Genomic DNA, 20,264 nt, shown 5'->3' with positions numbered 1-20,264 from the left:
TCCCGTATGATCAGGGCGGACTCCGTGGAATCCGTTCGCGTGCGGACCGAGTTCAGGTCTAGGCGCTCAGCGCGGGGCCGAACACATCGGTAGCGTAACGAGATCCCGGAACGGCCTTGATCAGGGTCCGCGTCGCCTCCTCGCGCGGATTCTCGAAGACCTGCGCCGCGGGGCCCGACTCGATCACCCGGCCATGAGCCATAACCAGCACGTCGTCGGAGATCTGTCGGATCACCGCCAGGTCGTGACTGATGAACACGTAAGAGAGCCCCAGACGATCCTGGAGATCGGCAAGTAGGTCAAGAATCTGGGCTTGAACCGAAACGTCCAGTGCCGAGACCGGTTCGTCCAGAATCACCAGTTCGGGGTCAACAGCGAGTGCCCGAGCTATGGAAACACGTTGGCGTTGCCCTCCGGACAGTTCTACCGGCCGACGACTGGCCAATTCCCGAGGCAGGGCCACGAGATCGAGGAGCTCGTTGATTCGTCGTTCGCGCTGTGGACGTGTGCCGATACGGAATCCCCGCAGGGGCTCCCCGATCGACGCGGCCACGGAATACCGAGGGTCGAGCGATGCGCTGGGGTCCTGGTGAACGAACCGGGCGCGCGTCGAGAGCTCTCGGATGTTGCGCTTCGTGCCATCGAACGGCCGACCGAATATCTCCAACCGGCCGGCGTCATACGATTCCAGACCGAGCAGGATCCGGGCCGTCGTCGATTTTCCGGATCCCGATTCCCCGACGATCCCGAGTGTTCGCCCCGGTTCGAGCTCCAGGTCGAGATCGGCCACAGCCTGGACCTTCCTCGCTCGGGAACCGAAGGTCTTGCTCAGCCCCTGAGCTCGTACCACGCTCGAGCTCTCGCCGCGCGGGGCAGGCCCAGTACGCTTCCGCGGCACATCGTGCAGTGCCGGCGATGCCTTGAGCAGGCGCCGGGTGTAATCGTGCTGAGGTTCGGCGAAAACGCTGGCTGCCGAGCCTTCCTCGACAACACGGCCCTTTTCCATCACCAGGATTCGATCGGCCCGGTCCCGAGCGATTCCGAGATCGTGGGTGATGAGAAGGAGGCCTGCTCCGGCGTCGGAAACTCGCGCCTCCAGCAAGTCCAGGACGTTCTTCTGCGCGGACACGTCGAGGGCGGAGGTCGGCTCGTCGGCGATCACCAGTTGCGGCCCACGCGCTAGTGCGAGCGCGATCAGGACCCGCTGGCGCTGGCCACCGGATAGTTCGTGCGGATAGCGGGAGCCGTGGACCTCGATCTCGAGGCCGACGTCCTCGAGCGCCTTCGCCGTCTGTTCCTTGGCCCGATGACGCGAAAGACCGGCTTCGCGCAAGGATTCCGATAGCTGCGAAGTGATCGTGCGTACGGGGTTCAGTCCCGTCCCCGCGTCCTGAGGAACGTAGCCCAGGAGGTCTCCCCGAACACGCTTCCATTGGTTCTCCGAGGCAGACCGCATATCCGAGCCGTGCAGGGATTGCTCAGCGATATCCACGTGGGCGGAGGAAGTCAGCAGTCCGGCCGCTACTGCGGCCGTGGTTGACTTCCCCGAACCGGATTCACCAACCACCGCAAGGGTTTCGCCAACAGGGACAGTCAGCGAAACCCCCTCGACCGCGGGGGCCGCGCCGTCGGAGTACCGGACGGTGAGGTCTCGCAGGCTGAGAGCCACGGGGGAATCCGCCGAATCGGTGGCCTCGACGAGGCGTGGATGCACATTCTCTCGATGGGGCAGGGTCATGATGGTCTCCTGGTCTGCAGGGCGTGAGAGATACGGTTGACGGAAACGACGACGGCGGCGATCACCAGTCCCGGAATGACGGTCAACCACCAGGCGCTCGCGAGGTAATCTCTTCCTTCGGAGACCAGTAGCCCCCACTCCGGATTGGGCGGCTGGGTTCCGAATCCCAAGAAGCTCAAGGCGGAAATCGCGAGAATCGCGGCTCCGAATTCGATTGCGGCCAGTGCAAATACCGGGCCGATCGCGTGCGGAAGGATATGGCGGGCCAGGATCTCCGGCGTGCGGATACCGGACATCGATGCCGCCTCGATGAACAAAGAACTCCTCCATCGAAGGACTTCGCCTCGCATAAGTCGCGCGAAAGACGGTATGGACGCCAGCGCCACGGCCACGGCAATGTTGACGGACCCGGCCCCCAGCGCGGCCACGACCGCGAGGGAAAGCAAGAGCGAAGGCACCGACTGCAGGACATCCACGACGCGCATGAGTATGGTGTCGACGACGCTTCCCGCGGTTCCTGCCAACAACCCGAGAAGGGTCCCGACGAAAAAGGCTATGAGGACCGCGATGGCGGTCGTCCCCAAGGACGCCCCGGCTCCTTGGACGACTCGGGAAAATACGTCCCTCCCGAGGTGATCGGTACCGAACCAGTGCTGCATTCCGGGCGGCGACAAGCGAATATCGGGGTCGCCCAGCAACGGGTTCTCGGTGACGAAGACGCTGGGCAGAACCGCCCATGCGAGTGCGACGAGAACGATGAGTCCGGAAACGATGAGTCCGTACGGCGCACGAACCATCGTGGCGGCGAATCGACGATGACGAGTCGCAGGGTTTCCGGGGCGTCGTACCGAACGCGCGGATCCGGAGGGAAGCTCGCTCGTGCTCATGGTCGCGCCTCCTGAATCGATTGGGTCGTGTTGTCGGTTCCCGGCGGACTTGTAACGGATGTGGCGTCCGCGGCGTCGGGATGGGGACCCTTGTGCGAGTCCAGGCTTTGCGAGCCATCGCGTCCTCGTTTGGGTGGATTCCCCGTGGGACGTGTTCGGGGGTCGACCACCGGGTACAACAGGTCGACCACCAGATTCACCACCACGAACACGAGCGCGGAGAAAGCCACAACCCCCAGTACCACGGGCATGTCCTGGCCGGTGACCGATGTTTCCGCGAGACGACCGATGCCGTTGCGCGTGAAGACGGTCTCGACGATCACGGCACCACCCAGAACATTGCCGAGAACGACTCCCGCGATCGACAAAAGGGACACCCCGGCCGGGGGCAGGGCATGCGAGAGAAGAAGACGAAGCCGGCCCAGACCCGCGGCACGATAAGTCGTCATGAATTGCCTGCTCCACGCCTGAGTGAGCGATCGCAGCAATACCTGAGCGATCATCGCCCCAAGGGGCAAAGACAAAGTCACCGCCGGGAGAATCACACCCGCGATACCCTGCGCGCCGATTGCGGGGATTACGCCCAAGCGGAACGAGAACAGTTGAAGCAGGAGCAGTCCGACCCAGAACGTCGGGAGGGACACCCCCAGACTGGGCAGCCCGGACAACAGATTCCGCAACCAGGGGCTCCGGACCCCCACGGCCGCGAGCGCCAGAACGACTCCGCCTGGGATCGCAATAGCCAAGGTCCACGCCGCGAGCTCGACCGTGACCGGAAGTGCCTGGGCGATGGCCGCAGCAACCGGTTGGCCCGTGGTGTAGGACGTTCCGAGATCGCCTCGTACGGCATTGCCGAGCGCTGACAGATATTGAACGACCAGTGGTTGGTCGAACCCGTATTGATGCCGGAGTTCGTCGATTTCCTCCGGGGACGCCGTCGAAAGATCACCTCCCAGAACCGCAGCCACCGAGTCGCCCGGCAAGGCATACAACAGGAGGAAAGCCAGGGCATAGGCCGCCCACAGCACCAGAATGCCGAATCCCAGGCGGCGGAGGATCATCGCGAGCAAGGGGTTCATCGGTCGCCTCCCTGAGACCCGGAGCCCGCGTTGCCGCCGGCGTCATTCAGCCAGGTGTCATACAGGTCGATGCGCGAGGAAGCATCGTATTTGAAGTCCTTGACCCGGGGCCCTGTCGCGATCACACCGGACAGTTCGACGAGCGGAACCGAGTGGGCATCACGTATCAGGGAGGTAACTGCTTGGTCGACGAGCTTCTTCCGTTGCTTCGGGTCCTGGACTCCGACGCTCTGATCGAGGGCCTGGTCCAGCTGTGCCGGATCCCGCTTGTTCCGGTTGGCTCCGTTCGCGTCAAAGACGGTTCGGAGCACGTCCGGGTCGGAGCGCGTGAGGTTCATGAATTCGACGTCGGCTTCCCCGGACTGCGAGGCGGCCTCGGTGTTGGCCACCGTCGTCTGTTCAAGTTTCATTTCGATACCGGTTTCCCTCAGCTGTTGCTGAACAAGCTCCAGGAACGGTGCGGATTGCCAATATTTGACGGTGAAACTGAGGGTTTTCCCGTCCTTCTGCCGCAGTCCGGTCTTGGAGTTCATCGTCCAACCGGCTTCGTCCAGCAGTTTGGCGGCACCGTCCGGATCGTGCTTGAGCAGTCCGGAGAAATCCTGGTAATCAGGCGTTGATCCTGCGAGCACCGAAGTCGCTGGTTCCTGATAGCGCGAAAGCAACGCACGCAGTTGATCGCGGTTGATCGATTTGGTGACGGCCTGGCGCACTCGTTCGTCGGAGAACAACGGCCGGGATTCGTTCATGATGAAGTTGTAGACCACGCCCGGATTAGGCCGGTCGACGATGGTGAAGTTCGAAGCCTGCAGCAGCTCTTCGTCCTGCGGCTGGACAACGGTGTCGACGTCGATCTGACCGGAGGCCAGGCTCCCGTTCCGGACGGTCGATTCCGGAACGATCGACATGTCTATTGCGTCGAGGTAGGCCGGCCCCCTGTGATTCGCCTGCTTCGGAGCCCATCCGTAGTCGTCGAACCGGTCGAGGCGAATGCTCTGTCGCGGGGTGTAGCTCTTCAGCTGGAAGGGACCGGTCCCCACGACCTCGCCCCCGCACCTTTGGTCCGGCGATTTGCCCAGAGTGGAATCCGAGTAGAAGCCCAGGGTCATCGTCGACGTCGCCTGGAGGAACTGCGCGTTCGGCTTATCGAATTTCACGGTGACCGTTCGCTCGTCCGGAGCCTGTACGTCCGAAAGACCGGTGAGATACGTGGAACCCAGACTTGCTTTGGCTCCCAGATCCTGAATCGCCCGAAGATTGTGTTCCACGGACGTGGAGGTGAAATCCGTTCCGTCCTGGAATTTCACACCATCCCGGAGATGGAACGTGAATTCGGTGGAGTCCGGGTTCACGTCCCACGATTCCGCGAGCCATGGTTCCAGTTCTCCGGATTCGGGGTCCTGATAGGTCAGGGAGTCCGTGACCTGTCTCGTCACGTTGAGTGCGACGTTCTGACCGGCTTGTTGCCCGTCCACGCATCCGGGGTCGGCGTCGAAAGCCAATTTCAGCGTCCCACCGGAGACCGGGTTCTTGGCCTGGCCCCCGCCGGTGGTCTCGGATGAGCCGCAACCGGCCAGTACGAATACCGCGCTGATTCCGACGGCAACGGCTCGTGCCAACCGGGCATTCTTCAGCGGGCGGCGGTGAAATGGCGGCATGGAATTCTTCCTGGGTGTCTGCATCGGGAACATCGCTCGAGCGGCGGTGAACGCAATGACCCTTCGAATGTCCAGTGCTCTCCGACGCCGCTCAACAGATACGACAGTCCAGGGCCTCGAAGCGCGAGGCCAGCGCCCAGCTCTGCGAATTTCTGAAAGCAGTCACGATTCAAATCCCTAGTCGTCTCAGGGGGGTCACCGGATAGGCCGGTGCGCCTGAGCCCAGGCTATCGACCCGCATCGCGAGAGTCAGAGGAAAAGAAAGAAACCTTCATCTGAGGTCAGAAAACGCAGTGTTGAAGGTTGCAGGGGCCGCAGGTTCCGCGGCACTTATGTCCGCTTCTGACTATTCCGTCAGCCTGAGCTCTGGTTCAGGCGCAGTTTCCCCTCGAACGGCCGCCTGGAAGGCTTGTCTGCAAGCAAGGATTGCTGGGTGGCCCGCGCGCCCGGTCCTGATGGAGGTGTAGACCATCCGGTGTGCATCCCCGGGAAGTCCGATCAATCGCGTGCCTGCAAGATATTGGCCGCTGAGAAGCGCCGGAATCAACGCGACCGCGTGGCCGGTGCGAACGAGGTGTGCTTGGATCAACGGGTTTCGGGTGTCGAACCGGACCTTGGGTTCGAATCCGGCACTGCGGCAGATCCCGCGGGCCCACTGCCCCGTCGGCTGGTCCGAGGGATCCATGGCCCACGGAGCGTCTTCGAGGTCCCGCACGGTTCGCGGCATCCTGGCCCACGGGCCCGTTCCGGGGATGACAAGGTTCAATGGGTCCCTGATCATGTTGATCCGGTCGATGCCTTCTCGAACCGGCTCGGCGAGGCCTGGATATTCCTCCCCAATGATCACGTCGAATTCGTGGGACATGAGGCCTTCGTACGCCTCGCCCACTTCCCTCTGGGTGATTTCGACCGTCAGCCGGGGGTGCCGTTCATTGAGAATGTCCAGAGCCGCCGAAGCAACCGTCATCACCGCCGTTTGGAACGAACCGATACGCAGTGTTCCGCGCACCTCGGAGTGAGTTCCGGCGAGCTCGGATTCGGCGAGTTCCATCTGCGCGAGGATTTCATCGGCGTGCCTCACCAGGTTCTCCGCCTCGGCGGTCAGTCGGACCCCGCGCCCCACATGCTCCAGGAGTACGACGCCGGCTTCCCGCTCGAGCAGAGACAACTGCTGGGACACGGCCGAAGGCGTGTACGACATGGACTTCGCAACATGCGCGAGAGTGCCCCTCCGGTGCAATTCGCGAAGCATGCGAAGTCGTTGGAGATTCAGCACTGCCTTCTCTTCCTGAATTTACGGAGGCCGTCGGCCCTGCTGTCGTTCACGGTTCCGAGACCGGCAATGAGTTTATTTATTCTTACCGGTTCTGGTTAGATACATTCGCTAGACTACCCATTCCCTGAGGCCTCATGCTTGTAACGGCCCACTCCGCGAAAAATTCAGCGGTGTGGGCGTCGTGATGAGACTCGAGCCTTCAGGAGGTGACCCGTGAGCACCATGAACAATGGACCCGTAACCGGCGTGACGCCGGCCGTCGTGGCGACCGGTTCCATGCCCACTGTGAATCCAGGACCGAACACTACGCGCGGCATGGCCCCAGGGATTCTGTTCGTCATTGGTTCGTGCACATCCCTCCAGCTCGGGGCTGCGATTGCAACGCAGCTGTTCCCTCGGTTGGGCCCGTGGGGCGTGACATCGCTGCGCATGCTTTTCGCCGCGGTCATCCTGTTGCTCATCACCCGACCACGAATTGCAGGATGGACTGGTAAGCAGTGGCGATCGGTCATGTTTTTCGGGCTCGCCCTGGCTGGGATGAACGGTTTCTTCTACGCAGGGATCGCACGCATTCCTTTGGGAGCAGGAGTTGCGATCGAATTCCTCGGACCTTTGGCCCTGGCCGCCGTCCTCTCGCGCAAGGTCGTCGATTTCCTGTGGGTTCTTCTGGCACTGGCCGGCATGGCCGTACTGGGTATCGAGAGTGTGACGAGCGCGAACGCTGCCCTGGATCCACTTGGCGTCCTGTTCGTTCTCATCGCGGGCGCATTCTGGGCCGTCTACGTTTTGACGAGCGCCCAGGTAGGGCGGACTGTTCCGGGAACGGGCGGCCTCGCCGTTGCGATTGCCGTAGCCGCTGTTGTTCTGGCGCCAGTCGGGGGCCCCTCCGCTGTGCTGGCCTTCGGAGATCTCCCTTTGCTGGCTCTGGCGGCATTGGTGGCGTTGCTGTCTTCGGTCATCCCGTATTCACTCGAGCTCAAGGCTCTTCGTCGTCTCCCGAACGCGACCTTCAGTATCCTCTTGAGCCTGGAACCCGCGTTCGCTGCCCTCTTCGGTTTTCTTCTTCTTCACCAGATCGTGGGACCTCTCCGACTTCTCGCGATTGTCCTGGTCATCCTCGCCTCGATGGGCACCACATTGTCTTCCACGAAAATTCGCATTCCTGGATCCAAACGCCGCCGTGAGAGGAAAGTCGAACGAGTGACCGCGAGCTGACACCACAATTGACCTAGAGGTCTAGCCTCGAGATATGAGGACTTTTGTCTACGACGATGATTGCGGCCCCTGCGTTCCGGCTGCCCGATTCCTGGATGCCCGCACGCGGGACCGTCTCGACGTGGTGCCTTTTTCTCGGGTTCAATCAGAGCTGACGGATGCCGAGGCCGAGAGGTTCCTCGCAGAAGCGGTTTATCTCGAGGGCCCCGACCCCTCGGATAGCGCCTTTCTCCCACAGGGCCGGAAATTCTGGGGCCACGAAGCCGTCGGCAAAGCTATGCTCGCTTCCGCTCATGGAATCGATCGACTGGCGGGGCGCATAATCCTTGCTCCCGGGTTCTCGATTCCGGCTCGTTGGTTCTACGCCTGGTTTTCGGCGAACCGGTGGCGTTTCGGGGGAAATTCGTGCAGCATCGACGGGCACACCACGAGCTCACGGAAACGGCAGTGATCACGAAGCCCGCGGACGAGCCCGAACAATGCTCCTCCATGGGGAGATTTTTTTCTGATGCGCAGGGTCCCGCTTCTGCAGGTAAAGGTCTTGGCGCCGGGCCTCACTCCGTGAACCAGCCATCGTCACGATCATGGTTGTTGCGTCCGTCCACCGAATAATCCGCAGTCACCGGCTTTAGGGGCAGTTTCTTGATTGCCGCGCCCTCATGAGGCGAATACGCAAATCTTCGTCTGTTGCGGCTATGCCCATTGCCATGGCAAGCCCGTACGCGGCGTCGAGAACAGCTCGGTCCGCAGAAGCCGTTGCACCGTAGGCGGCGAACGCCTTGTTGTGATTGACCGCGCCGTGGACTTCGTACCCGATCTGGGGATGAATGCTCGGCAGAACTTGGGAAACATTGCCCATATCCGTTGATGCGATTGCTTTGTCTAGTATCGGGACATCGCGGCCCCGATCCAGAAGCGCAGAAACATAGGCTTGGGATAGATCCGGATCTTGTCTGAGGTCTGCGAAGGTGTTGCCTTGCGGTTCGATGTTGATCTCACAATCGGTAGCAATAGCTCCGGCTCGGAGACACTTCTCGACGCGGTCTTTGATGATCTCGAGATCCTGGCTGAGTGGCGAACGCATTTCGACTGAGATCTGGGCGCACTCGGGGATGATATTGACGGCATCGCCACCCTTTTCGACAATCAAAGAAACGACGGAATCAGGGGGAAGTTGCTGACGGGCTACAGCGATAGCTGTTTGCGCTATATGTACAGCATCCAGGGCATTGACGCCCGACGACGGTGCGCTGGCAGCATGGGCGGCTACACCTCGGTAGGAAACGACCCAGGCGGACAGCGCCATCGACGAGCAACCAGCCGCATCTTGAGCGGATGCATGTGCCATTGCCGCGGCATGCGCATTCTCAAAGAATCCCTGTTCAATGAGGTCGATCTTGCCCCCGTGCGTCTCTTCGGCTGGCGTGCCCAGGACCTGGACGGTGAGGTCCAACTCCTCTGCCAGTCGCGACAAGGCGATGGCCGCGCCCAGAGCTGATGCTGCATTGACGTTGTGCCCACAAGCGTGACCGATGTGAGGAAGCGCGTCGTATTCGATACATAGAGCGACTGTGAAATCACCGGACCCGGACGTAGCACTCAGTGCAGTCGGAGCGTCAGGTTGCCTTCCGTCCACATCGAATCCTGCATCACGCAAAATGACTCTGGTCCGTTCTGCCGCACGGTACTCCTCACCGCTGAGTTCCGGGTCGGCATGCAGCGCATGACTATAAGCAAGCAATGTATCGCGCCAGACTTCGAGAGTATGCGATACCGATTCAGCAAGAGTGCGTCGTTGAGAACGGACTGGTGTATTAGCGTCGCTCATGACATGACCTCCGAGACTGTCCGATGTTGTAGGGGATAGCGAGACCCTGCGACTGCCGCGATGAGAGACGCCAAGCAGAGGGAGAGCCAAATAAGGGTCAACCCGGTCGATGAGATGGTGCCACTACCGGTGACAGTGGCAGAGGAAATCATCTTGATGACAGCCGCTCCTACAGCGATACCTACGGAAAGTGCCAGCTCATTGAGTCCTGCAGCGGCCGCGGTCTGGTCGGCCGGAACACCCTCGACGGATAACGACCGCGTTGCAGCCTGATACACGCCCAGCGCGACGTTGAACAGGCAAAATCCGACGATGTAGACGATAAGGCTATGTACCCCGACCATCATCACCACGAAACTGGAAGCCAGAATCATTCCGGCCAAGGTCAATACACTACGTTCGGACCGTCGATTCATGAGCGGAGCCGATGCAACAGAAGCGACAAAGGAAAGCAGCGAAGTAGCGGCCAACAGAACAGCAATGAGCATAGGAGAGAAGCTAAATCCGTACCCGGCAACAGAATATTCCGAACTGAGAAAAATTCCATTCGTACCGAAGTAGCTGATGGAGGCAAACCCGAAGAAAAAGGTTGCCACCGATACGCTGCGCAGAGAGCGTCTGCGAATTAGCCGCAGGTCAATGAAACGTTGTTTTCTTTCACTGGGCCGTGAATCGAGATAACCCCAGAAGGTTAACAATCCTATTCCGGCCACAAGAAGGGAAAGAGTCCTCCAATCCATCCACCCGAAGTCAGGCCCCAGGGAGAGGCCAGCAATAGTCATCACAAGGCCCAATAGACAGCTACTCATCGACGTTGCGGCGATGGACTCACGCGTTGCCGTTCCTGCGTCCGGGACAAAGAATGAGCAGACAAGGGTAGCCAACGCGAATGGAACCCCTACCCAGAAACCATGCAAAGGGTTGGCCATCCCCAGGACTCCCGCGATAAGGCCTCCGACACCGATCATGATCATGAGTGTCCCGACGAGATAGCTCACCCCAGTGCGAACCACATCGGGGTAAGTACTCCGAAGGATACCCATCATGAGCGGAATAAAACCGACCACTCCGGCAATGAGGATGATGCCGATGATGACGGTAAGCAACGAGGGGATCAAAGCCATGAGTAGAACCCCGACCGCAACCATGAGCGAACTGGCCCGCAGCACGGAACGGTAACCGTAGCTGTCACCAAGCCGTGAGATAAGTGGGGTGAGGACCGCGAAGGAGACATTGGAGAGGAGGAACAGGCCATTCACCTCAGGGGCGTTAACGTCAAATACCGACCCGAGCGCTGGAAGAATGGGATTCAGATAACCCTGAACAACCCCGCTCGTCGATTCGACGATGACCATGAGTGCAAGCACTCCGACAACTCCGCGTTGGGCAGAGGATGTTGCCATCTGTGGGGACCGTTGCGGCTGTACGCAGCTGCGTGGGCCGGCTTCGCGAGGTATTGAGTCCATGTCTGACTACTTTCGAGGGTCAATTTTTGATCGCTCATTGCAGGCTATATCCCAGATCACAGTAGGGTTGAAAATGGCGGGAATCTTCCAAAAATGCACGCTCGATTAAGGAAAACGCCCATGATGGATGAAACCGATCTAGCGATCGTCAGCGCCCTCGAAGTCCAACCACGGGCAGATTTTGAGACCTTGGCAGAGGTGCTCGGCTACTCCCCGGCCACGATTGCGCGACGCTGGGAAGGGCTGACTCAAACAGGAGAAGCGTGGGTCACGGTCTCTCCCGGATACAGGCACCACGAAGAAGGGTGGTCTGCATTTATCAGTATCGAGGCAGATGCGGGAGACCAGGAGGAGCTGGCTGAGCGTCTATGTGCCGAGCCGAGCTTCGCATCCGTGCTTCTGTTATCCGGGGAAGGTCAGTTTCTTCTTGACTGCTTTGCGGCCTCAGCCCATGACCTCATGCATCTGCTCACTCGTGATCTCCCTTCGATGCCGGGAGTGGTTCGCCGCAAGATCGATCCCATCACCAAAATATATCGTTTTGGTAGCCAATGGCGTTCGGGCGTACTTGATGAGCCCGAACAACAAGCTCTTATGCGAACGCATGCGCGGGCTCCAACCGGTCGGCAACCGGACGGTATCGATATAAAGATTCTTGAAGAACTCTCCACTGACGGCCGGCTCGCTTGGCAAAAGATCGCGGATAGCGTGGGCATATCTGCTCAGACAGCGAAGCGACGCGTTACACAGATGATGAGTACGGGGTCGATGGAGTTCCGATGCGATACCTCAACACGGGAGAACCTAGGGTTACAAGAAGTCATCGTCAACTGGTCGGTCCCTAGCGACGCGGTCGATGCGGTAGGCGCGCACTTAGCTGCTGACCCCATGTGCCGCGTTTCAGCGCAAGTGTTCGGGGCCGCGAATCTTACTGCAACACTGTGGATTCATAGCTATGACCAAGTGCAAGATCATGAGGCAAAAGTGGTAGCCATAGCCCCTCGGGCAACTGTTGCCGATCGTCACGTTGTGTTGCGTTCCTACAAGCGGATGGGTCAAATTCTCAATGAAGACGGAAGCCGCAATAGCACGGTCCCCATTACGTGGTGGTCAACGAAGTAGCTGGCAAGCACACTGCCGTTTCTTCTGACTCAGACCCCCGGACAAGGCCATGCATGGACTCACACCCACTCAGGCTCGGGCACCAGGAGCGGTGCTCCATTCCCAACCGCAATTGAGATTCCATCTCCGCGTTGAAGGGAGCAAAGAGGCCTTCGTACTAGTCGGTTTCAGGACCCGCGTCCCGCTGATATACGAAGGTCCGAACCAGTCCATCGAGCAGTTCGAGCAGAACCTGGACAAGGCGGCAACCCATCGATTGCTTGCTATCTCCAATGTCGACCCGGCGGGAGCGTTGTCGGTAACCGGCAACATCTCTGAGCACCGTACCGAAGGGAGCGAATTGGACTACTGGCATGCTGTAGCCACATCGCAACCAGCGCCAGAAGGATTCGACCGCCTGGACATCCCCGCCGGATTGTGGGTCGTATTCGAGACTCAGGGAACATCCCCCAAGGTTCTCCAATATCTGTAGTCCGACGCGGCCACGGAATGGTTCCCGGCCAACCCGTACCGGTGGGCACAAGGGCCTGAGATGCTCAGCGTCCAGATGAGCGCCGACGGGTCGCAGGTCAGCGGGCAGCTGTGGGTGCCTATAGAACAGGAGTGACGGGATAGTCGCGTAGCCCACAAACGGGCTACGCGAACTCCTCCGCAAACCTCGCTCCGGGAGCTTTTACCCTGCGGCACCCGTCCGTGACCACTTGTTCCGTACTCCGAAGAATTTCTGAGAGGGGGAGTCGAAGAGCCGTAGCGGTACAGGCCTCAGCTCCGGACCGACGTCGCGGCGTGCACACACCTTCCTGCTACGTAGGTGCTCACCACTGATTGCTTCAGCAGCGCGGACGGATCGGGCGCAAAAGGATCCACGTCCAGGACTACGAAGTTCGCCGGGAGTCCGGGGCGCAGCCGTCCCTCTTCGATGCCTGAAGCGTCTGCACTTCCCGCGGTGAGAGCGGTCAGAGCCTGCTCCGGTGTGAAGACGCGCTCCGGGTGGTATGGCGGCAGGGACGGGTCGATCGCGGACCCGCCCGTCAGGGCGATGTACAGGTTCGATAGGGGTTGATGCGGAGCGGTTGGTGCATCTGTTCCCAGCGCCATGGGCACCCCTGCCTCGCGTAACTTCTGCCACGGGAAGCCCGTCTCGGCGCGAGAGTCCCCGAGCACTGCCTTCCAATTCCTCAGCACAGCCGGATCACAGTGCACAGGCTGCATCGAAGCTGTCACACCCAGAGCAGCCATTCGAGAGATGGTCTCGTCCGCGACCGATTCCAGGTGCTCTATCCGATGCCGTCGAGCGGGTGACCCGTTCACCGCGGCGCAGTGCTCCACTACATCCAGTGCGATCTGACTGGTGCGGTCGCCAATGGCGTGCATTGCCAATTGCAGCCCTTCCGCGTCAGCCTCTTCCGCGACGGGCAGTAACTCTTCAAGACCCCAGATCGGATCGGCGTTGGTACCGTCTGCGTAAGGCCAGCGCATGGGCGCTGTGCAGGCATCGATCACGCCGTCCAGGATGAATTTCACCCCTGAGATGCGCAACCAGCCGTCCTCGCCCGAACCCGCAACATCCTCACGTACTGCCGCAACATGCGACACGGCAGCCAGGTCCTGTTCCAATGACCCCGAAGGCTCCAACAGGTAATGCGCCGAGACCGGGAACGGCAATCGACCGTCCCTGTCGATGATCGCGCGCAGTGCCGACAGTTGGGCGTCGTTCATCGACATGTCCGTAGCACCCGTGACACCGGACCCGAGATATGACGTGAACGCCCGGTCCAGAGAACGGATACGATCTTCCGGCGTGACCACGGAGGCCAGGAAGCTCCAGACATAGCGCGTGCAAGCAGTCTCATAGAGCATGCCGGTCGCGCGCCCGAATTCGTCCCGAGCGATCTCGCCACCGACAGGATCCGGAGTGGAATCGTCGATGCCCATCTCTGCCAGTGCAGCAGAGTTGACCCACGCGGAGTGCAAGTCATTCGCGTCGAGGTAGACCGGCACATCCGGGAGAACGGCGTCGAGCATTGCGGCGGTGGGTCGCTCAGCGCCCACCGCATCGAAAAGCCAGCCGATGCCCAGTATGCGTGACGCCCTGGGATCGGCGGCGCGCGCCGCGACGAGCGCCTGCAGGATCTGCTTCAGACTGGAGCAGTCTCGCAGTTGGACCTTTGCCAATGACTCCCCGAAGCTGTCCAGGTGTGTATGGGCATCGATGATGCCGGGGGCCACAAAACGGCCGTCCAGGTCCACTTCCTCGGCACCTGGACCTGCCGCTGCGCGCACGGCGTCCGACGGCCCGACCGCGAGGATCAATCCGTCCCGCACGGCCAGTGCATCGGGGGTTTCCTGATCAGGAGATTTTTCGGGACCCTCTGCGGTGAAGACGGTCGCGTGGTGGTAAATGGTGGTCGTCACGGTGCTCCTGGGAATGTGAGGCGGTTGGTCTGGCACAGTCTGATTCATCGGTGGTGTTTGAGCGGCTGGCCGATGCCGAGCTCGTCGATCATCTGGGTGTCTGGGATGGGCTCGGAGAACTTCAGCGCGGGGACGGGGCGACGAAAACCATGGGTCTTGGCAACCAGGATGCCAAAGCCCACAAGGATCCAGATCCCGCCGATGGCCCAGGTCAACGGATTGAGCGAAACCCAAAGCCACACGCTCAAGCCGAACCCTATGAGCGGGACGAGGCCGAAGCGCAGCAGTTCCAATGCGGTCGCGCGTCGTGGTCGACCGCCGCGGGGGAAGAGATAAGTCCGGATGACACAGAGATTCACGAGGGCGAATGCAGCTATCGCACCGAAGCTGATCATGTACGCGGCTTGGTCCAGGGAGAGAACCAGCGACAACAGAGCGACGACGGAGACGGCTGCGGCGGCGACCACCGGAGTGCCGCGGCGTTTGGAGAGGAAGCCGAGTGGCCTGGGCAGGATGCCGTCCCGGCCCATGGCGTAGAGAATACGGGAGACCGCGACTTGGCCGGCTAGGCCGGAACCGAAACAGCCTGCCACGGTGATGATGAGAAAGACTACGGTGAGAGGTTCTCCGCCTACGTGGCTGAAGAGCACCATGCCTGCGGCATCGAGCAGCTCCTGGGAGGCCTGGGACCAGTCGTCCAGGTGGTATGCGCGGGCGCCGCACCAGGCGACGAGGAGGAAGATCAGCCCGCCGAGAATCGTAGTGAGCATGATGGCACGCGGTATGTCCCTGCGAGCGTTTTTTGCCTCCTCGGAGAGCGTGGATACGGCGTCGAAGCCGAGGAAGGACAGGGCAAGCACGCCGGCGCCGGTGAAGACCGGGTTGTAGTCCGAGCTACTGGGGATGAACGGATCCATCAGACCCGGTGCGGTCGGGTCCGCCAGGGCAGTCTTGATGGCCAGAACCGCGAAGACCATCACGGCAGCCAGCGAGACCACCACGATGACGGAGTTGAGCTTGCCCACAATGGAGATGCCGAGGACGTTGAATACAAATACGAGGATCAGTGCGACCAGGATGAAGACCCAATGCGGTACCGAGGGGAACTGCGTGCCGATGTACAGCCCAAGTATGAGGAAGTTGATCATCGGTATGAAGAGGTAGTCCAGCATCAGGGTCCAGCCCGCGAGGAAGCCCAGTCCTCCGCCGAAGGACTGCTGGACGTAGGTGTACGCCGAACCCGCGACGGGGTATCGGCGCACCATGGCCGCGTAGGAACTGGCCGTGAAGAGCATGACGATGACGGCGACCAGATAGGAGGCCACAAGGTGGCCCTCCGTGAGTTGATTGACGATGCCATACGTTGTGAACACGGTTCCGACGGCCATGTAGGACAGCCCAAACAAAGTCAGGCTCATGGTGCCGAGGGTGCGCTTCAAGTGGGGAGGCTGCGGCTGTTTCACGGGGCTCCTGATGGGGCGGGTCGCGACGCCAATTGGTCATCGCCGCAAACGAACTAAGTTCGTTTAATTCCCCAACAATATAGCATCACCGTGTTTCACGTCACTGCTTTGTGCTGATGAGTTAGGGACTCACCATCACCAACCCCTGAGGCCTTGACTGCCAATGTGGCAGCGGATTCAAGGCCGCACGCGGCCTGGCCGGCCCCACTCGAATCCCTGGCCGTAGGATTCCATGCACTGTGTTGCATCACGAAACCCTTGGGACACTTTGTCTGAGGCCGTCGAGCCCCAGCGTCCACTGCTTTTCCAGCTACGGACAGGTACTAGCGGTGAAGCTCATTTTGCTGAGGAATATTTGTTGGCTTCCTGCGCCCGTTTTGCTCCAGAATTCGAGGGTCACCGACGTAGTGGGTTGCGTGTACTGAACCAAGCTTCGCGAGTTCGTGTTGTCAGACCTGAGATCACCGCGGTTGCGGTTCGGCCCCAGAGGCGACGTTGGGGTTCCGGAGCCGCTGACGCCGGAAGCATTGGTGATGATGGGAGAACCGGAGACGGCTACCTGGTCCAGGTAATTCGACTGATCGAAGTCCGCGAGAGTGAACTTCAAATTGCTGACGGGGCGATCGAATGTGATGTTTAGGATCTGCCGGGCTGCATAGCCAATCGGCCCCCTCTGGATGAGTTCTATACCGTCGGTTGCGAGGTCACCTGCACCGTTGTATCCCAGTTGGTTCTGCTGCCCGGCCACCGCGAGGTTCTGCACCGCGCTGATGATCTTGCCGCCGGTCGCCGACGCTGTGAACGAGACATTGACCGTTGGTTTTACCGGCCCGGTAGGCGAAGAGGGCGTGATCGTGGGATTGAATTTTCCCGTAGCGGAGGTCGAGCTGGAACGTGTGATGGTGCTGGTGCTGAGCACTGGCTGGTAAGCGACATCCTGGCATATGGATGCGGCATAAGCTGGCACGGTACTCGCGGCAGCGATGACCGGCGCAGACCACGCAGCGCCTCGGACGATAGTTCTCCGGGAGATATTGTTTGCAGGCATGGTTCCCCTGAATGGTTCGTAAGGCTAAAAATAGCGACGGAAAGATAGTAGCCTACTGACAAGTACAGATCCGGTAACTTTGATTCATGGGCGAACCTACTGGACCGTCGGGCGGAATCGTCAGGCGAATCTGACGGCGACAATGACAGACTCATATTCGCCCGCGACCGCGGCTGCGTTCCGGTATACGACTCAGAAGGTCTCCGCCAGCAACGGTCGCATCTCGTCTGCGCGGGGAACGGAGAGAACCCAGAGCGCAGGACCATCTGCGGTGGAGCTGTCGTCACCGGAGAACTGTACGTTCCACCGGCCTCGGAGGCTGGAGCAATCCCGAGCATGACCACAGACCTGGCCATACCGGCCTAGGCAACGGTTTTCATCGCTTCGCGGGTTGTTTCCATCCTTGCATAGGGCAAAGTCCCGAAATCAGCTCCTCGAAGAGAGATGATTCAGGAGTCCATTGCCTCCGGAGGAATCATCAACAAACGTGGATCCTGGTCGACCAATACCTGAGGGGAGCGGATATGGGCTCGCACCCTAACCACGGCTCCGGGTTTCTCCGACGCCCAGGGACCTGACCATATTCTTGCTGCCTCAGTTCGAGTAAGTGAAGCCGTCCATGATGATTCTGGCGGTACGGGCGATGCCGGCGGATTTCAGATGATCCTGGTGTGTATGGGCCGTGGTTGTGACAAGACCCTGGGGCTGTTGGATCACAAGATCGCCGCTGGGAGCCCGCGCCACGAATTCATCGAGCAGGGTGCCTCCAAGTGCTGCTGCCGCGCCCAACGCCAGCGCCCCGGTTACGGGAATCGCGTGGTGTAGGACCCCCATGGATGTCGTTCGCGTTTGAACTTCATGCGTCCCGGCAGCTGGGAACAGACACGTTACACGGGGGATCGCAGTGCTTTGGGGCAGGCCCATGAGCTTGCCGGCCTCCCGACGGATGGATTCGAGGCGTTCCAGTAGGGCTGGTTCCTTATTGAGTTCCTCTGGCATCCCGCAGGATTTAAGACCAACATCTGCCGCGCGGATTAGCACCAACGGATTGGTGACATCGACCAGAGACGCTTCGATACCAGCTTCAGGGAGAAACGTCATCGGGCCGCAGGGCAGTACTGATCCCGTCTTTTCGCCTCCCGGTGCCAGAAACCTCAAGTCGATTCGAGGGCCGGGGGTTGGCACGCCGGGAATCGTGAAATCACCGCTCTGGGGCAGGACGCCGCCGTCGAGGTCGTGCTCCAGCTCGAAAATCGAATTGGTGTTCATATTCCAGACTCGCACGACCGCCCGCTGCCCGCTTCGTGCAAGCAGTTGCTGGTCCAGCGCATATGCGCTCACCGCGGCGCTGAGGTTTCCGCAGTTGCCACTCCAGTCAACGCTGGGAGATCGTGGATCCACTTGGGCGAATAAGGTAACCAGGTCGATGCCGTCGGGACATTTGTCAGCTCCGGGTATAGCGGTGATCCTGTCCGGGAGGTCGACGGCCATAATCTTGCTGTTTGACGATGCCCCTCCCCCAAGTCCATCGACTGCCAGTGGATCAGGACTGCCGATCAAGGAAACACATAGGGCCTCCCGCTCGGAGAGCTCCCGGGGTAGGTCACGTATTCTGAGGAATACACCGCGGCTGGTGCCACCGCGCACGATCGATACTGGAATTTTGTTGTTCATGTCTTGCCCGAATTCTCTTTCAAATACTCAGGGCCAGTGGAATAAGGGATAACAACCCGGGGACCACTACCGTCATGCCCAGGGATGTAAAGAGGAAGATCCTAAACACGTCATTCTGTCGATCTTGCTGCGCGTTGGCGACAACCAACGTTCCGGCAATATGAATCGGATTCATGACCATCAGGCCTGAGGGGATGGCAACCGCCGCCACGATCCAGAAAATGTGAGGCGAATCGGAGAAGAATCCATAGGCCAACGGCATGGTAAGGCTCAACACGCCCAGGGCAGAGGATTCCACATTGCACAGCACCGCGGTCAGATAGGCCAGGACAAGCAAGAGGACCGCACCTGAAGCAACCCCGTTCATTGAGTTCTGAATCGAGTCGATCGTCCCCACGGACTCCAGCAGACCCAGGTAGGTCAGAAGCCCGCCGATCAGCAGCGTGGCACCCCAGGGGACGCGACTGAGCATGTCTTTCTGAGCCGGATGAAAAATCAACTGCAAAATTGCGGTAATCGCCATGGCGGTCAGACCCACGTCGGTGCCGAAGGCAATCACGCACAGCACAAACAGGAACAGTCCGATGATCGAGCCCACCGCATAGGGCGTATTGATGGCTTCTGAACTGGATTCGGCTCCTTCGTCAACCTGCGATGCACGCGGTTCAATCAGCGCTTTGCCGCGTTTGGTCATGATGGCGAAAATGATCTGGAGTACCGCCAGAGCGGCAGCCGTCACCACAAGGGCCACAAGCCATAGGGTCCATACAGGGTAATCGGCGCCTGCTTTCGTCGCCAAGTGATGGACGGTCGCTCCCGTGGGATTCAATGGGGACATTCCCAATCCGATGGATCCCATGATCACGCCCAGCGCGTTAATGAGGTAGGTGCCCGGATATTTGACGGAGATGAATGCGATGATCGGTACCAGAATGGCCACCGGGCCAGTACCGAAAATGCCCACTGTAGAAAGGAAACCGCCGAGGAGGAAGCCCACCCACGGAATCAGCGCATGGCGGTCTCCGACAACACGGAAGACACCGTTGATAATCCAGCGAATAGCCCCACTGAGCTCCAAGTGACTGAACATCAGGGATACGCCGATAATCAGAATCACCAGGTCGGCAGGGAAGCTACTGTAAACTTCATCAACCGAAGCGCCAGCGATGATCAGGAGGATGAACGTAGCGCACAACGACAGCGTGCCAATGTTGATTTTCTTCCACACCGCCCCTATCAAGATCAAAACCAACAAAATGAGGGATATGGTCTGCGGCGCGCTCAAAAAATCTCTCTCCAAAAATCAGTGCCAGAGTAGGCGAGGATTGGTCCGATTCAGAAGTCCGCACCTGGAGAAAGCTCAGTTAATTGGCCGCCCGCCGGCGGACACCGACC

General features: G+C 60.1%; 16 protein-coding genes. 4 read left to right on the top strand and 12 right to left on the bottom strand.

What is annotated here, in order from left to right; all coding sequences use genetic code 11:
* Window positions 1–58 precede the first annotated feature (58 nt).
* From sake_RS00355 to sake_RS00335, 5 genes are all read right to left on the bottom strand, one after another.
* A complete protein-coding gene (locus tag sake_RS00355; RefSeq protein ID WP_178945198.1) occupies window positions 59–1,738 on the bottom strand; it encodes an ABC transporter ATP-binding protein in 1,680 nt (559 codons plus the stop codon).
* Window positions 1,735–2,625, bottom strand: a complete 891-nt coding sequence (locus sake_RS00350) for an ABC transporter permease (protein ID WP_129358332.1) — start codon at window positions 2,623–2,625, stop codon at window positions 1,735–1,737. Before sake_RS00350 ends, sake_RS00355 begins: the two co-directional genes overlap by 4 nt.
* Window positions 2,622–3,704 (bottom strand): ABC transporter permease, encoded by a 1,083-nt coding sequence (locus tag sake_RS00345; protein ID WP_178945197.1) that lies wholly within the window; start codon window positions 3,702–3,704, stop codon window positions 2,622–2,624. The genes sake_RS00350 and sake_RS00345 overlap by 4 nt, the downstream gene beginning before the upstream one ends.
* On the bottom strand, window positions 3,701–5,362 hold the full coding sequence (locus sake_RS00340) for an ABC transporter substrate-binding protein (RefSeq protein WP_178945196.1): 1,662 nt from the start codon (window positions 5,360–5,362) through the stop codon (window positions 3,701–3,703). The genes sake_RS00345 and sake_RS00340 overlap by 4 nt, the downstream gene beginning before the upstream one ends.
* Window positions 5,363–5,708: 346 nt before the next feature.
* Complete coding sequence (locus sake_RS00335; protein ID WP_129358329.1) at window positions 5,709–6,638, bottom strand: LysR family transcriptional regulator; 930 nt, start codon at window positions 6,636–6,638, stop codon at window positions 5,709–5,711.
* Window positions 6,639–6,860: 222 nt separating this feature from the next.
* Between sake_RS00335 and sake_RS00330 the strand changes: the two genes are divergently transcribed.
* Both sake_RS00330 and sake_RS00325 read left to right on the top strand, forming a co-directional pair.
* Window positions 6,861–7,853 carry a DMT family transporter gene (locus sake_RS00330; RefSeq protein WP_243155783.1) on the top strand — a complete coding sequence of 331 codons (993 nt, stop codon included), beginning with the start codon at window positions 6,861–6,863 and terminating at the stop codon, window positions 7,851–7,853.
* A gap of 34 nt (window positions 7,854–7,887) precedes the next feature.
* Complete coding sequence (locus sake_RS00325; RefSeq protein ID WP_129358328.1) at window positions 7,888–8,304, top strand: DCC1-like thiol-disulfide oxidoreductase family protein; 417 nt, start codon at window positions 7,888–7,890, stop codon at window positions 8,302–8,304.
* A gap of 177 nt (window positions 8,305–8,481) precedes the next feature.
* Here sake_RS00325 and sake_RS00320 read toward each other — a convergent pair whose 3' ends face one another.
* Window positions 8,482–9,681, bottom strand: coding sequence for an amidohydrolase (locus sake_RS00320; protein WP_129358327.1), 1,200 nt, complete (start codon window positions 9,679–9,681; stop codon window positions 8,482–8,484).
* Window positions 9,678–11,084 (bottom strand): MFS transporter, encoded by a 1,407-nt coding sequence (locus sake_RS00315; RefSeq protein WP_165000911.1) that lies wholly within the window; start codon window positions 11,082–11,084, stop codon window positions 9,678–9,680. Before sake_RS00315 ends, sake_RS00320 begins: the two co-directional genes overlap by 4 nt.
* A gap of 183 nt (window positions 11,085–11,267) precedes the next feature.
* Here sake_RS00315 and sake_RS00310 point away from each other — a divergent pair, with 183 nt between their 5' ends.
* A complete protein-coding gene (locus tag sake_RS00310; RefSeq protein WP_178946236.1) occupies window positions 11,268–12,269 on the top strand; it encodes an Lrp/AsnC family transcriptional regulator in 1,002 nt (333 codons plus the stop codon).
* Window positions 12,270–12,360: 91 nt separating this feature from the next.
* Window positions 12,361–12,741 carry a GyrI-like domain-containing protein gene (locus sake_RS00305; RefSeq protein ID WP_243155707.1) on the top strand — a complete coding sequence of 127 codons (381 nt, stop codon included), beginning with the start codon at window positions 12,361–12,363 and terminating at the stop codon, window positions 12,739–12,741.
* Window positions 12,742–13,031: 290 nt separating this feature from the next.
* On the opposite strand, the gene sake_RS00300 is transcribed toward sake_RS00305, so the two are convergent.
* The 5 genes from sake_RS00300 to sake_RS00280 form a co-directional block, all read right to left on the bottom strand.
* On the bottom strand, window positions 13,032–14,684 hold the full coding sequence (locus sake_RS00300; RefSeq protein WP_243155706.1) for an amidohydrolase: 1,653 nt from the start codon (window positions 14,682–14,684) through the stop codon (window positions 13,032–13,034).
* A 44-nt stretch (window positions 14,685–14,728) separates the two neighbouring features.
* Window positions 14,729–16,147 carry an APC family permease gene (locus tag sake_RS00295; RefSeq protein WP_371811902.1) on the bottom strand — a complete coding sequence of 473 codons (1,419 nt, stop codon included), beginning with the start codon at window positions 16,145–16,147 and terminating at the stop codon, window positions 14,729–14,731.
* Between the two features lie 310 nt (window positions 16,148–16,457).
* Complete coding sequence (locus sake_RS00290; RefSeq protein WP_129358323.1) at window positions 16,458–17,195, bottom strand: hypothetical protein; 738 nt, start codon at window positions 17,193–17,195, stop codon at window positions 16,458–16,460.
* 594 nt (window positions 17,196–17,789) lie between these two features.
* Window positions 17,790–18,869: a PrpF domain-containing protein gene (locus sake_RS00285; protein ID WP_129358322.1), complete on the bottom strand. Its 1,080-nt coding sequence runs from the start codon at window positions 18,867–18,869 to the stop codon at window positions 17,790–17,792.
* 19 nt (window positions 18,870–18,888) lie between these two features.
* Entirely contained in the window at window positions 18,889–20,154 is a 1,266-nt protein-coding gene (locus tag sake_RS00280; RefSeq protein WP_178945194.1) for an SLC13 family permease, read from the bottom strand.
* Window positions 20,155–20,264 lie beyond the last annotated feature (110 nt).

This window comes from Kocuria sp. TGY1127_2, assembly GCF_013394385.1.
GTDB lineage: Bacteria > Actinomycetota > Actinomycetes > Actinomycetales > Micrococcaceae > Rothia.
The sequence above is the reverse complement of the archived record's forward strand: the minus strand, read 5'-3'. Positions and strand labels throughout refer to the sequence as shown.

Bases quoted from the DNA above. Each gene is read 5' to 3' on its own strand.
- sake_RS00290 (WP_129358323.1), bottom strand. From the start codon at position 17,195: ATGCCTGCAAACAATATCTCCCGGAGAACTATCGTCCGAGGCGCTGCG.
- sake_RS00340 (WP_178945196.1), bottom strand. From the start codon at position 5,362: ATGCCGCCATTTCACCGCCGCCCGCTGAAGAATGCCCGGTTGGCACGA.
- sake_RS00350 (WP_129358332.1), bottom strand. From the start codon at position 2,625: ATGAGCACGAGCGAGCTTCCCTCCGGATCCGCGCGTTCGGTACGACGC.
- sake_RS00320 (WP_129358327.1), bottom strand. From the start codon at position 9,681: ATGAGCGACGCTAATACACCAGTCCGTTCTCAACGACGCACTCTTGCT.
- sake_RS00285 (WP_129358322.1), bottom strand. From the start codon at position 18,869: ATGAACAACAAAATTCCAGTATCGATCGTGCGCGGTGGCACCAGCCGC.
- sake_RS00330 (WP_243155783.1), top strand. From the start codon at position 6,861: ATGAACAATGGACCCGTAACCGGCGTGACGCCGGCCGTCGTGGCGACC.
- sake_RS00325 (WP_129358328.1), top strand. From the start codon at position 7,888: ATGAGGACTTTTGTCTACGACGATGATTGCGGCCCCTGCGTTCCGGCT.
- sake_RS00310 (WP_178946236.1), top strand. From the start codon at position 11,268: ATGATGGATGAAACCGATCTAGCGATCGTCAGCGCCCTCGAAGTCCAA.
- sake_RS00345 (WP_178945197.1), bottom strand. From the start codon at position 3,704: ATGAACCCCTTGCTCGCGATGATCCTCCGCCGCCTGGGATTCGGCATT.
- sake_RS00315 (WP_165000911.1), bottom strand. From the start codon at position 11,084: ATGGCAACATCCTCTGCCCAACGCGGAGTTGTCGGAGTGCTTGCACTC.
- sake_RS00355 (WP_178945198.1), bottom strand. From the start codon at position 1,738: ATGACCCTGCCCCATCGAGAGAATGTGCATCCACGCCTCGTCGAGGCC.